12 protein-coding genes are annotated in these 13,090 nt (G+C 73.3%); 5 read left to right on the plus strand and 7 right to left on the minus strand.

The annotated features are described in order from the left end of the window. Positions 1–11: 11 nt before the first annotated feature. From cseB to OIE49_RS20100, 4 genes are all read right to left on the minus strand, one after another. Positions 12–713 carry a two-component system response regulator CseB gene (gene cseB / locus OIE49_RS20085; protein WP_100568554.1) on the minus strand — a complete coding sequence of 234 codons (702 nt, stop codon included), beginning with the start codon at positions 711–713 and terminating at the stop codon, positions 12–14. Positions 714–917: 204 nt separating this feature from the next. Beyond that, on the minus strand, positions 918–1,583 hold the full coding sequence (locus tag OIE49_RS20090; RefSeq protein WP_326803506.1) for a hypothetical protein: 666 nt from the start codon (positions 1,581–1,583) through the stop codon (positions 918–920). Beyond that, entirely contained in the window at positions 1,571–2,110 is a 540-nt protein-coding gene (locus OIE49_RS20095; protein ID WP_100568556.1) for a SigE family RNA polymerase sigma factor, read from the minus strand. The genes OIE49_RS20090 and OIE49_RS20095 overlap by 13 nt, the downstream gene beginning before the upstream one ends. A gap of 370 nt (positions 2,111–2,480) precedes the next feature. Further along, on the minus strand, positions 2,481–3,467 hold the full coding sequence (locus OIE49_RS20100) for an A/G-specific adenine glycosylase (protein WP_326803507.1): 987 nt from the start codon (positions 3,465–3,467) through the stop codon (positions 2,481–2,483). 203 nt (positions 3,468–3,670) lie between these two features. On the opposite strand from OIE49_RS20100, the gene OIE49_RS20105 reads away from it, so the two are divergent. Then, a complete protein-coding gene (locus OIE49_RS20105; protein WP_326803508.1) occupies positions 3,671–4,543 on the plus strand; it encodes a hypothetical protein in 873 nt (290 codons plus the stop codon). A gap of 79 nt (positions 4,544–4,622) precedes the next feature. Here OIE49_RS20105 and disA read toward each other — a convergent pair whose 3' ends face one another. Together disA and radA are read right to left on the minus strand one after the other, a co-directional pair. Next, the gene (gene disA, locus OIE49_RS20110; protein WP_100568559.1) at positions 4,623–5,747 is read right to left on the minus strand and encodes a DNA integrity scanning diadenylate cyclase DisA; all 1,125 of its coding nucleotides are present in this window, start codon (positions 5,745–5,747) and stop codon (positions 4,623–4,625) included. Between the two features lie 82 nt (positions 5,748–5,829). Next, the gene (radA, locus tag OIE49_RS20115) at positions 5,830–7,239 is read right to left on the minus strand and encodes a DNA repair protein RadA (protein WP_326803509.1); all 1,410 of its coding nucleotides are present in this window, start codon (positions 7,237–7,239) and stop codon (positions 5,830–5,832) included. 162 nt (positions 7,240–7,401) lie between these two features. Between radA and OIE49_RS20120 the strand changes: the two genes are divergently transcribed. Further along, positions 7,402–9,222: a BACON domain-containing protein gene (locus OIE49_RS20120; protein WP_326803510.1), complete on the plus strand. Its 1,821-nt coding sequence runs from the start codon at positions 7,402–7,404 to the stop codon at positions 9,220–9,222. 462 nt (positions 9,223–9,684) lie between these two features. Here OIE49_RS20120 and OIE49_RS20125 read toward each other — a convergent pair whose 3' ends face one another. After that, on the minus strand, positions 9,685–10,524 hold the full coding sequence (locus OIE49_RS20125) for a hypothetical protein (protein WP_401742817.1): 840 nt from the start codon (positions 10,522–10,524) through the stop codon (positions 9,685–9,687). A gap of 112 nt (positions 10,525–10,636) precedes the next feature. Between OIE49_RS20125 and OIE49_RS20130 the strand changes: the two genes are divergently transcribed. The 3 genes from OIE49_RS20130 (at position 10,637) to OIE49_RS20140 (ending at position 13,075) form a co-directional block, all read left to right on the plus strand. Further along, positions 10,637–11,563 carry a Ppx/GppA phosphatase family protein gene (locus OIE49_RS20130; protein ID WP_100568562.1) on the plus strand — a complete coding sequence of 309 codons (927 nt, stop codon included), beginning with the start codon at positions 10,637–10,639 and terminating at the stop codon, positions 11,561–11,563. A gap of 82 nt (positions 11,564–11,645) precedes the next feature. Next, positions 11,646–12,473 carry a sugar phosphate isomerase/epimerase family protein gene (locus OIE49_RS20135; protein ID WP_326803511.1) on the plus strand — a complete coding sequence of 276 codons (828 nt, stop codon included), beginning with the start codon at positions 11,646–11,648 and terminating at the stop codon, positions 12,471–12,473. After that, a complete protein-coding gene (locus OIE49_RS20140; protein ID WP_326803512.1) occupies positions 12,470–13,075 on the plus strand; it encodes a TetR/AcrR family transcriptional regulator in 606 nt (201 codons plus the stop codon). The genes OIE49_RS20135 and OIE49_RS20140 overlap by 4 nt, the downstream gene beginning before the upstream one ends. The last annotated feature ends 15 nt before the right edge of the window (positions 13,076–13,090 follow it).

Here is a 13,090-nt window from a genome sequence, read left to right on the forward strand (position 1 = left end):
GACCGCCCCGCTCAGGCCTTGAGCTTGTAGCCGAAACCGCGGACCGTCTCGATCCGGTCCTGGCCGATCTTCGTACGCAGCCGCTGCACATGGACGTCGACCACACGGGTGTCGCCGCCCCAGCCGTAGTCCCACACCCGTTCCAGGAGCTTGTCCCGGGAGAGCACCGTGCCCGGCGCCGAGGAGAACTCCAGCAGCAGCCGCATCTCCGTGGGCGTGAGCGCCACCGGCTGCCCGGCCCGGCGCACCTCCATCCCCTCGGTGTCGACCTCCAGGTCGCCGAAGCTCAGCACCCCGCCGTCCACCGGGGCGGGGTCCGCTTCCGCCCGGACGCCGCCGGCGTGCCCGAAGCGGCGCAGCACCGCGCGGATGCGGGCGACCAGGACGGCGCCGTCGAACGGCTTGGTCACGTAGTCGTCGGCGCCCGCCTCCAGGCCGAGCACCACGTCGATCGAGTCCGCCCGCGCGGACAGCATGATCACCGGAACGGTCGACTCGTCGCGGATGCGGCGGCACAGGCTGACCCCGTCGAGGCCGGGGACCATGACGTCCAGCAGCGCGATGTCCGGCCGACTGGCCCGGAACGCCTCCAGGCCCGAGAGCCCGTCGGGCATCGCCGTGACCGCGAAGCCGACCCGCTCCAGGGCGAGCTGTGTGGCCTCGCGGATCACGTCGTCGTCCTCGACGAACAGGACGTGGGTCTGTTCTGCCATTCGGGTGCTCTCAGTCCTCGTCTGCTTCTCGTCGTGCGTTTCAGAAGACATCGTGTGTTTCAGGAGACGTCATGCGCTCCAGGAGACGGCGTGTGCGCCATGAGACCGGAGCGGCGGTCCCGATACGCACGCCCTCGCCATTGTCGCGCGCCCGCCGTCCAGCGTCCGCAACCCCGCCGTCAGGCCCCCACGCCACCGCCGGCGTCAGCGGCCGGGGGCCACCGTCGCACCGCCCCCGACGGTCTTGCTGTACTCGTTGCGCGTGCTGAACTCCTTGGTGAACCGGCCCGCCGACCAGCGGTACGTGATCACGTCCTCACCGGACGGACTCGACACCGGGTCCCCCCGCGCGTACACCTGCTTGGTCACCACCAGGTCGCCGCGGTCGATCTCGGCGTAGACCGGGGGCTCCTCGGCCTTGAAGACGTTCTCGTACCTGCCCCCCTGCTCGCGGTACACATAGGCGCCGACGCCCACCGCGTCTCCGCAGGTCAGCACGTTGATGACGATGTCGTCGGCCGATCCGGAGGTCAGGTCGCCGTACGACACGTCGACGGGGTACTCGTCGGCCACGCACGGCTTGAGACCGCGCTTGACCGCGGCCGAGACCTGCGGGTCGTCCTTGATCAGCCGGACGGGATCCATCCGCTGGGCCCGGCCGGTGGGGTCGGGGGAGGGGGACGGGACGGCGCCCGCGACCGAGCCGGAGTGGGCCGGGCCCTCGTCGCGCGCGCCGGTCCCCCCGGTGCCGCAGGCGGACGCCGAAAGGGCGAGGGCGGCGAACACGGCCGTCGCCGTGATCGCCGCCTTGACGGTGTCCCGGGCCCGCGAGGGCCCGGGGCCCGCATCCCTGCCGGTCAGGCCGCGCAACGCTCCCGCTCCTCACGCTCCAGCGCGCGTGCGTCCAGATCGCGGGCCTCCAGCTCCTCGCGGAGCCGGGCGAGCGCCCGGTGCAGCGTGCTCTTGACCGTACCCGCCGACATGCCGAGGGCGGCGGCCGTCTCCTCCGTGGACATCTGCTCCCAGTGTCGCAGCACCACGACACTGCGCTGCTTGGGAGCGAGCACCTTCAGGATGTCCATGAGGAGCGCGCGGTCGGCGTGCTGCTCGGTGGAGTCCTCGACGCGGGCGTCCGGGAGCTGCTCGGTGGGAACCTCCTCCAGCTTCCGGGCCCGCCACCACTCGGTACGCGTGTTGATCATTACGCGGCGCAGATAGGCGTCCGCGAGCCGCTTGTCGGCGATGCCCTCCCAGCGGCCGTAGGTCCGTGCGAGTGCCGTCTGGAGCAGGTCCTGGGCTTCGACCGGGTCCGGGACCAGCCGGCGCGCACTGCGCAGCAGCGCGTCCTGCCGGGTACGCACGTACTCCTCGAACTCGAGCACCTCACCCTGCGCCATCTACGACCGCCTCCGATCCCCGTTTACCGACCCGCCTGCCGCCGGTCTCCACACCCTGAGCGGACGGGCTGTGGTCGGCAGCCGTCCCGTGCCTGTCCGGCACGCAACTGAAGGTACGGAGGCGTTGTCACGGCGCTGTCCGAAGCAGCCTGCGGGCAGCCCTCGGCTGTGCGTCGGTTGTGTAACGGAAGTAGGGCGGGGCTAAGAACGCGCCTTGATTTGTCCCTTTTGAGGGTGATTCGGGGGGTCGGGTGGCGGGCAGGTGTGTGACACGAACACCCGCGTCACACCCTGAAGCCGAGGCGGGCTTGAGGGGTGACTGACGGCCAGGTGCCAGGTGCCGGGGTGTCAGGTAGGGGGTGACGGGAGGTCAGGTCAGCGGCAGTCGGTACAGCCCGCCCGGCAGCGGCTCCACCAGGCCGTCCGCGACGAGCCCGTCCAGGGCTCGGGCCCGCTGGACGGGCTCGTGCCAGACCCGGTCGAGCACCGGTTGCGGGACGGGCGCGTGGGCCTCGCGCAGCACGGCGAGGAGCTTGCCGCGGACCTGTCGGTCCGTGCCCGCGTACGTCTGTCCGCGGCGCGGCGGCCCGCCGTGTGCGGGCTTGCCCGCGAGCCGCCAGGCGCAGTGTCCGGCGATCGGGCAGTGCGGGCACGACTCGTTCTTCGCCGTGCACACCAGCGCGCCGAGCTCCATGGAGGCGGCCGCCCAACGGGCCGCCGTCCCCTCGTCCTCGGGCAGCAGGGCACGCGCCAGACGCCGTTCGGCGGCGGTGGTGGCGTTCGGCGGGTACTGCACACCGGTGACCGCGCGGGCCAGCACCCGGCGGACGTTGGTGTCCAGGACGGCGTGCCGCTGACCGTAGGCGAAGGACGCGACCGCCGCGGCCGTGTACTCGCCGATGCCCGGCAGGGCGAGCAGTTGCGCGTGCTCGGTCGGTACGTCGCCGCCGTGCCGTTCCGTTATGGCGACCGCGGCGCCGTGCAGGCGCAGGGCGCGGCGCGGGTAGCCGAGCCGGCCCCAGGCGCGGACGGCCTCGCCCGGTGCCTCCTTGGCGAGGTCGGCGGGCCGGGGCCAGCGGTCGAGCCACTGCTCGTAGACCGGCAGCACACGGCTCACCGGCGTCTGCTGGAGCATGAACTCGCTGACCATCACGCCCCAGGCGCCGGCGTCGGGGCGTCGCCAGGGCAGGTCGCGGGCGTGGTCGTCGAACCAGGTGATGACCTGGGTGTGCAGAGTCGGGCCGAGGGCGGTGCCGGAGGCCTCGGCACCGGTGGGCGTGCCGGTGCCCGGACGGGCACCGGCGGCGTGGGCCGGGGTGTCGGGGCCGCTGTGCGGGGGCAGTGTGGGCGCAGTCATGGCGTTCCGATCCTGCCACGTGGGGATGGGTGGCCGTGTGACCCGGCGCGGGCCGGTGTCGTCACGGACCGTGCCCGGGGGGTCACGGTGGGGCCAAAGAGGGCCGCGCGTACGGGTGTTGCCGTGATGATGATCCGGAAAAGTTGTCGTCGGCCCGGCGGGTGGGGCCGGGGAAGCCGACGATCTCTCGTACAGTTTGGGCCGTGGGATCTCTGCGCAATCCGGTCGGTCCGCTTCCCGCCTCCATCTACTGGCGACGGCGGGTCATCATGCTGTCCGTGGTCGCCCTGCTGGCGCTGCTGATCGCCTGGATCGCCCCCCTGGGGGGCGGGGGCCGCAAGACCAACGGCGGCGGGCCGAACGACAAGCATCCGGGGCCTTCCGCCTCCACCATCACGCCGGGACCCTCCGGCTCCGGTCCCGCGATCAGCCAACACCCCGGCGGCAGGGACGAGTCCGGCAGCGGTGACTCCGACGGATCGGGCTCGGGGTCGGGCTCGGGATCGGGGACGGGCGGCACCGGTGACACCGGCGGTTCCGACAGCTCCGGTGGCAGCGGGGACGGGGGCGGCGCCGGTTCCGGCGGGTCCGGCGGCGGGTCCGGTGGCGGCGGGGACGAGGGCGGCGCCAGCGGCGGCGGTCCGGGCGCTGTGCTGCCGGCCGGCAGCTCGCTGCCCAAATGCACTTCGGGCGCGGTCAAGTTGACACTGCGCAGCGTGCGCAACTCCTACGGGCCCGGCCAGACGCCGGAGTTCGAGCTGGTTGCCGCGAACTCCTCCGGCGGCGACTGCAAGGTCGATCTCGGGCCCAAGTCCGCAGTGGTGACGATCAGTCAGGCCGAGAGCAGCTCCGCCTACTGGTCCTCCGCCGACTGCCCCAAGACGGCCGGGAGCCGGCTGTACCGGGTGTCGGCGGGCAGCGGCTTCACCTACACCGTCCGGTGGGACCGCAAGCCGAGCGCCCCGCAGTGCGCGACGCCTCCGGCCGGGTCGGCCCGGGCGGGCACCTACCTGGTCGAGGCGAAGGTGCCGGGGTACGCGAAGCTGCGGACGTCGTTCGTGCTGTCGGAGGACTGAGCGGGCCCGGACGGACCGGCGCGGACCGTGCCGAGGGCGGCCGTAGAGGCCTGAGGGGGTCGGCCGTGGCCGGTGCCGGTCAGACGTAGCGCTCCAGGATCGACGACTCCGCCAGCCGCGACAGGCCCTCGCGGACGCTCCGCGCCCGCGCCTCGCCCACGCCGTCCACCGTCTGAAGGTCGTCGACGCTCGCGGCGAGCAGCTTCTGCAGGCCGCCGAAGTGCTCGACCAGGCGGTCGATGATGGCGCCGGGCAGCCGGGGCACCTTGGCCAGCAGACGGAAGCCGCGCGGGGAGACCGCCGAGTCGAGGGTCTCCGGAGAGCCGGTGTAGCCCAGGGCGCGGGCGACGGTGGACAGTTCGAGCAGCTCGGCGTGGGAGAGCTTGTCCAGCTCGGCCAGGGCCTCCTCGACGGTGCGGGAGCGCTTGGCGGTGGGCTCGGGGACGTAGTCGCGCACCACCAACTCGCGCTCCGGCTCCACGCCCGCGATCAACTCGTCGAGCTGAAGGGCCAGGAGACGGCCGTCGGTGCCCAGCTCCACCACGTACTCGGCGATCTCGGTGGCGATGCGGCGCACCATCTCCAGGCGCTGCGCGACCGCCGAGACGTCCCGGACCGTCACCAGGTCCTCGATCTCCAGCGCCGACAGCGTGCCCGCCACCTCGTCCAGGCGGAGCTTGTAGCGCTCCAGGGTCGCCAGGGCCTGATTGGCGCGGGAGAGGATCGCCGCGGAGTCCTCCAGGACACGGCGCTGGCCGTCGACGTAGAGGGCGATCAGCCGCATGGACTGCGAGACCGAGACCACCGGGAAGTCGACCTGCTTGCTCACCCGGTCCGCAGTGCGGTGCCGGGTGCCGGTCTCCTCGGTCGGGATCGTCGGGTCCGGGACCAGTTGCACGCCCGCCCGCAGGATCTTCGACAGGTCGGACGAGATCACGATGCCGCCGTCCAGCTTGCACAGCTCCCGCAGCCGGGTCGCCGTGAACTCGACATCCAGCACGAAACCGCCCGTGCACATCGACTCGACGGTCTTGTCGGAGCCGAGCACGATGAGTCCGCCGGTGTTGCCACGGAGCACCCGTTCGAGGCCGTCCCGCAGGGCCGTACCGGGTGCCACGGCGCTCAGAGAGGCGCGCATCAGGCCATCGGTGCCGGAACTCCCGCCGGACTTTCCGGGAGCTGCTGCCCGGTCGTTGGCTGCCACTGCACTCCTCCGGTCGCAGGTTCTTCGGGCGCTGCCGTTTCGCACACTCGGTTCGTACGGACGGGCGAGACCAGGGCAAAGTCTACCGGCGCTCCTCCTGCTCCCGTGGGGCGTCCCGGCGACGCGAGCGGGGCAGGACCCGCAGCGCGTCCCCTATGTCGGCCACTTCCAGGACCTTCATTCCCGACGGGACCTTGCCCGGGTCGCCCGGTACGAGGGCGTGCGTGAAGCCCAGGCGGTGGGCCTCGGCGAGCCGGCGCTGCACGCCGGTGACGCGTCTGACCTCGCCCGCCAGGCCCACCTCGCCGATCGCGACGAGGTTCTTCGGCAGCGGGGTGTCGCTCGCCGCCGACGCCAGCGCGAGGGCGACCGCGAGGTCGGCGGCCGGCTCGGAGAGCTTCACCCCGCCGACCGTCGCCGAGTAGATGTCCCGCTTGCCGAGCGCGCTGATCCGGCCCCGCTGCTCCAGCACGGCCAGCATCATCGAGACCCGGGAGGTCTCCAGACCGGACGTCGTACGGCGCGGGGAGGGGATCTGCGAGTCGACGGTGAGCGCCTGCACCTCCGCGACCAGGGGGCGGCGGCCCTCCAGGGTGACCGTCAGGCAGGTGCCGGGGACGGGCTCCGCCCGGCGGGTCAGGAACAGGCCGCTGGGGTCGGCCAGGCCCGTGATGCCCTCGTCGTGCAGCTCGAAGCAGCCGACCTCGTCCGTCGCGCCGTAGCGGTTCTTGACGCCGCGGACCAGGCGCAGGCGCGCGTGCCGGTCGCCCTCGAAGTGCAGCACCACGTCCACCAGGTGCTCCAGCAGGCGCGGGCCCGCGATGGCGCCGTCCTTGGTGACATGGCCCACCAGGAGCGTGGACATGCCGCGGTCCTTGGAGGCGCGGATCAGGGCGCCCGCGACCTCGCGCACCTGTGCCATGCCGCCGGGTGCGCCGTCGATCTCGGGCGAGGCGACCGTCTGCACCGAGTCCAGGATGAGGAGGGAGGGCTTGACCGCGTCCAAGTGGCCGAGGACGGCGGACAGATCCGTCTCGGCGGCCAGATACAGGTGGTCGTCGATGGCGCCGATGCGGTCGGCGCGCAGGCGGACCTGGCTCGCGGACTCCTCGCCCGTGACGTACAGCGTGCGGTGCTCGTCGCTGGCGGACTTGGCAGCCACGTCGAGGAGCAGCGTGGACTTGCCGACGCCGGGTTCACCGGCGAGGAGGACGACGGCACCGGGGACCAGCCCGCCGCCCAGGACCCGGTCGAATTCGGGCACGCCGGTGGAGCGGGCGGTGGCCTGGCGGCCGTCGACCTGGCCGATGGGCACGGCTGAGGTGGTGACCCGGCCCGGCGTCGTCGTACGGACCGCGGGCGTGCCGTACTCCTCGACGGTCCCCCAGGCCTGGCACTCGGGGCAGCGGCCGAGCCACTTGGCCGTCTGCCAGCCGCACTCCGTGCAGCGGTAGGACGGTCGGTCCTTGGTGGTCTTGGTACGGGCAGCCATGGAGGAAACCGTAGCCGCAACCACTGACAGCCCGGCGGGCTCGGTCCGGTCTTGGAACCCTGGGTTCCGTTCTCCTTATGAGGGATCGTTTCACCCGTACGGATTAAAAGTGCTCAAGGTGCACAGAGGGACGATCCTGCGGGGCTTACGGTCGCACAGGTGATGAGCCGCAGCCCGGACACCTCGACCCGCACGACCGGTGCGCACCGGGCGCACCGCGAGGCGCGTGATCGCGCTGCCGCGCACGCCGTGGCGCAGCGACCGCCCGCGCGTTACGAGCCCTACCTCGACGGCCTGTTCACCTACTGCCTGTCCGTGCTGTGCGACCACGAGGCGGCGACCGCCGCCCTCGGGGACGCGCTGGCGTTCGCCGAGCGGCGCGGGCAGCGCGGACCCGGGATCGCGGGCGAGCGGCGGGCCTGGCTGTACGCGCTGGCCCGCTGGGCGTGCCTGCGCAAGCTGGCCGAGGCCAGGCAGAAACGTCCGGGCACGCACGCCGCGGGCCGCACCGGCGGCGACCGGCACACGGCCGCCCGGACCGTGCCGCCGGTGCCCGACGAGGTCCAGCGGGAGCGGCGCCGCGAACTCGCCCAGCTCGCCTGGCCGGAGGCCGCCGGCACCACCCCGGAGCAGCGCGAGGCGCTCGAACTCGCCGTACGCCACCACCTCGCCGCCCACGAGGTCGCCGCCGTCCTCGGCATGGGCCCCGCCGCCACGAGGGAACTGCTCGCCGCGGCCGCCTGCGAGGTGGAGCGCACCCGCGCGGCGCTCGCCGTCGTGGAGACCGGCACCTGCCCGAGCGTGTCCCGGCTCACCGGGGACAGCCGGCTCGTACTCGGCACGGCACTGCGGGGCGAGCTCGTGCGGCACGTCGACGACTGCCCGCGCTGCCGCCGCACCGCCGAGCGCGCCGTGTCCGGTCAGTGGCCCGGCGCCACCGTCACCCCAGCCGAGCTGCCCGTGCTGCCCGCACCCCGCGCGGCCCTGGTCAAGGCCCTGGTCCACCACCCGCGCGCGCGGAGCACCGCTCCCCGCTTCGACCGTCGCGGATTCCCGATGGACCCCAAGGACCGCGCGGCCCGCAGGGACCGTCTCCGCGCGCGTGCCGTCACGACCACGGTGGTGGCGACGGTGGTGGCCGCGCCGGTGCTGGCCCTGTGGGCCGCCTACCGCGGCAGCCCGGCCGACCATGGCCACGGGGGCTCCGCCGCGGGCACGCACGACGGGCACGGCCCCGGTGTCCTGGGCGGCGAGGGCGGCAAAGGCTACGAGAACACCGGCAACGCGGGAGCCGGGCCCGACACCCGCTTCCACACCAGCGGCCGGCCCGACGTCTCCGTGGAGGTCATCAGCGTCACGGGCACCGGCCACAGGGACGGCCGCCTGACGGTGAGCGCGGACAACACCGGTGACACCACCCTGATCACCCTCACCGCCGCGGGGCCCGGCCCGGTCGACTGGTCCGCGTCCACCGGGGCGCACTGGCTCTACCTGAGCCGCTCCTCGGGCACCCTCCAGCCCGGCGAGTCGTTGACGATCAAGGTGTACGTCGACCATCTGCGCGAGCCCTCCGGCCGCTGGAGCGCACGGGTGGCGATCGCGCCCGCCGGTGCCGTCGTCTCCATCGACGGCTACGGCACCGCGCCCAGCCCCCCCGGACGCGGGGCCGGGCATCCGGCCGACCCGCCCACGTCCGGTCCGCGCCCCACGCCGACTCCTTCAACGCCCTCCGAGCCCACACCCACCCCGACCGACCCGCCGGAGTCGACCGATCCCACGCCCACGCCCACGCCTGGCGAGTCGTCGCCGACGGACCCGGACAGCCCGCCCCCGTCGACCGCGGGCGACGACCCGCCCAGCCCTTCCGAGGGCCGGCGGGGACAGGGACGGCGTGAGGGCACGGCGTGCGACGGCGCGGGCCGGCACGGCAAGCGCGAACGCGGCTGCCCGGCCCCGGCCTCGGCGGGCGGCGGCCGCCGGTAAGGGGCAGCCCTGGGCGGCCCCCGGCGATCGGATCCGACCGCCGACGGTGCCTTGCGGCGAGCCGCTGTGGCGGCGGCCGAAGGCCCTGAGGCAGGCTTTCCGACGGCAGCCCGCCGTCCGGCGAGGTGGCGGCGGCCGACGGAACTCAGGCGTGTCGTCCGGCGAGGTGGCCGCGGCCGACGGACCTTGGGCGTGCCCTCCGACGGCAGTCGTCCTCCGGCGAGCCACCGCCGCGGTGCTCGACGGGCCGCCGGACGGGCCCTGAGGCACCGGCCGCCGGACGGGCCCTGAGGCACCGGCCGCCGGACGGGCCCTGAGGCGCCGGCCGCCGGAGGGGTGTTCAGGCACGGGCCCTTGGACAGGCACTGGGGCACGGGCCCCTGGACGGGCATTGGGGCACGGGCCCCTGGACGGGCACTGGGGCGCCGGTCCTCGGAGGGAAACGCATACGCGCCCTCGGACTCACACGGCCGGGTCCGCCGGGTGCGGTGCCAGCAGCGGCAGGCCGGAGGCCAGACGCTCCTCGCACAGTTCGACCAGGCGGTCGTAGCCGGCCCCGCCCATCAGCTCGGTCAGCTCCGCCCGGTAGGAGACGTACACCGGCTCGCCCGCGCCGTGCGCCGACGTCGCCGAGGTGCACCACCAGTGCAGGTCGTGGCCGCCCGGCCCCCAGCCCCTGCGGTCGTACTCGCCGATCGACACCTGCAGCACGCGGGTGTCGTCGGGCCGGTCGATCCACTCGAAGGTCCGCCGGATCGGCAGCTGCCAGCACACGTCCGGCTTCGTCTCCAGAGGCTCGCGGCCCTCCCTCAGGGCCAGGATGTGCAGCGAGCAGCCCATGCCGCCCGAGAAGCCGGGCCGGTTCTGGAAGATGCACGAGCCCTGGAAGGGACGCGTCTGCCGGGAGCCCTCCTCGTCCTCGGACACCCAGCCGTTCTCCCTGCCCTCGGCATGGTTCTGCCAGATGTCCGGTGTGAGCCTCGCCACGTGCTCGGCGACCCGCTTCTCGTCGTCCTCGTCGGAGAAGTGGGCGCCCAGGCTGCAGCACCCGTCGTCCGCACGGCCCGCCTGGATGCCCTGGCAGCCGCTTCCGAAGACGCAGGTCCAACGAGAGGTCAGCCAGGTCAGATCGCAGCGGAAGACCTGCTCGTCGTCCGCCGGGTCCGGGAACTCCACCCACGCGCGCGCGAAGTCGAGACCCTTCTCGTCGGATTCCGCGCCCCGCTTCTTCGGCTTCACCGCTTCCGCCGGGTTCGCCGGGTTCGCCGATTTATCGGTCTTCGCCTTTTTCGTCTTTGGCACCCGTCCAGGGTAAGTCGCCGGGCGTCCGGGCCGGGACCGTCCCGTGCGGCGCCTCACGCAGGAAGGACACCGGCGACGAATGGCATCCCAGATGGCAGTAGCGTTTCCGTCCATGAGACTCGGTGTCCTCGACGTGGGCTCGAACACGGTGCACCTGCTGGTGGTCGACGCCCACCCCGGCGCACGCCCGCTGCCCGCGCACTCGCACAAGGCCGAACTGCGCCTCGCCCAGCTGCTCGACGCGAGCGGCGCGATCGGCTCCGACGGCGTCGACAGCCTCGTCGCCGTGGTCCGCGAAGCGCTCCAGGCCGCCGAGGACAAGGGCGTCGAGGACCTGCTGCCGTTCGCCACCTCCGCCGTGCGCGACGCGGGCAACGCCGACGACGTCCTCGCCCGAGTGCAGGAGGAGACCGGGGTCAGGCTCCAGGTGCTCAGCGGCGCGGAGGAGGCCCGCCTCACCTTCCTCGCCGCCCGCCGCTGGTTCGGCTGGTCGGCCGGGAAACTGCTGGTCCTGGACATCGGCGGCGGCTCACTGGAGATCGCGTACGGCATCGACGAGGAGCCCGACGCGGCCGTGTCGCTGCCGCTCGGCGCGGGCCGGCTCACCGCCGGCTGGCTGCCCGGCGACCCGCCCACCACGGAGGACGTCAGGGCGCTGCGCCGCCATGTGCGTACCGAGATCGCGCGGACGGTCGGCGAGTTCAGCCGCTTCGGCGCCCCCGACCACGTCGTCGCCACCTCGAAGACCTTCAAGCAGCTCGCCAGGCTGGCCGGCGCCCCCCGCTCGGCCGAGGGCCTCTACGTGCAGCGGGAGCTGAAGCGGGAGTCCCTGGAGGCGTGGGTGCCGCGGCTGTCCGGCATGACGGCCGGCGAGCGCTGCGAACTCCCCGGTGTCTCCGACGGCCGCGCCGGACAGCTTCTCGCGGGCGCCCTGGTCGCCGAGGGCGCCATGGACCTCTTCGGTGTGGAACGGCTGGAGATATGCCCGTGGGCCCTCAGGGAGGGCGTGATACTCCGGCGTCTCGACCACATGGGCTGACGAGGGCCACGCCGGATGACGAAGGCCACAACGGCGGCCGAGGGCCCCGCCCCCGTCCGTCGCACCCCGTAACCTGTCCCTCGTGGTGGAACCCGAACCCGTACGCATTCCGGATGCGAAGGTCGCTCTTTCGACGGCCTCCGTCTACCCGGAGTCGACGGCGACGGCCTTCGAGATCGCCGCACGCCTCGGATACGACGGCGTCGAGGTCATGGTGTGGACCGACCCGGTCAGCCAGGACATCGAGGCGCTGCGCAGACTCAGCGACTACCACCGGATACCGATCCTCGCCGTGCACGCCCCGTGTCTGCTGATCACCCAGCGGGTGTGGTCGACCGACCCCTGGACCAAGCTCCAGCGCGCCAGAGCGGCCGCGGAGAAGCTCGGCGCGAGCACGGTCGTGGTCCACCCGCCCTTCCGCTGGCAGCGCCAGTACGCCCGTGACTTCGTCGCCGGGGTCTGGCGGATGGCGAGCGAGACGGATGTGCGCTTCGCGGTGGAGAACATGTACCCCTGGCGCTACCGCGACCGCGAGATGCTCGCGTACGCCCCCGGCTGGGACGTCACCAAGGACGACTACCGCCACTTCACGATCGACCTCAGCCATGCGTCGACGGCCCGCACCGACACGCTCCAGATGGTCGACCGCATGGGCGACCGGCTCGGCCATGTGCACCTCGCCGACGGCAGGGGGTCGGCGAAGGACGAGCACCTGGTGCCGGGCCGTGGCTCCCAGCCCTGTGCCGAACTGCTGGAACGTCTCGCCTTCGGCGGTTTCGACGGCCATGTCGTCATCGAGGTCAACACCCGCCGGGCCATGTCCAGCGCCGAGCGCGAGGCCGACCTCGCCGAGGCCCTGGCCTTCGCCCGGCTGCACCTGGCCTCCGCGGTGAAGGTGCCCCGGCGATGACCGGCGCCACCGCCCGCCGCCGTGGCCGCCCCCGCCGCGAGGAGGCCGCCGACACCCGCGACCGCATCCTGACCGCGGCCCGCGAGGAGTTCTCCGAGCGCGGCTACGAGAAGACCTCGGTGCGGGGCATCGCCAAGACCGCCGGAGTCGACTCCGCCCTGGTCCACCACTACTTCGGCACCAAGGAGCAGGTGTTCGAAGCGGCGATCGAGGTCGTCCTCGCACCCGCGCTGAGCGCGCCGGAGGCGCTCGTGGACGGCCCGCTCGACGGCATCGGAGAGCGGTTCGCCCGGTTCTTCTTCGGTATCTGGGAGAGACCGGCCACCCGCACGCCGCTGCTGGCGATCGTTCGCTCCGCGCTGAGCAACGACACCGCGGCCGCCGTCTTCCGCCGCCTGATCGTCTCGCAGCTGCTGCGGCGCATCGCCGGCCGGTTCGACCTGCCCGACGCGGAGCTGCGCGCCGAGCTCGCGGCCGCGCAGCTGGTGGGGTGCGCGATCCTGCGGTACGTGATCAAGGCGGAGCCGCTGGCGTCGGCGGACGTGGAGCAGATCATCGCGCGGGTGGCACCGGTGGTGCAGCGGCATCTCACGGGGGAGTGAGACCCGGCCGGCCGC

Origin of the sequence: Streptomyces sp. NBC_01788 (genome assembly GCF_035917575.1) — a bacterium.
Classification (GTDB): Bacteria; Actinomycetota; Actinomycetes; order Streptomycetales; family Streptomycetaceae; genus Streptomyces.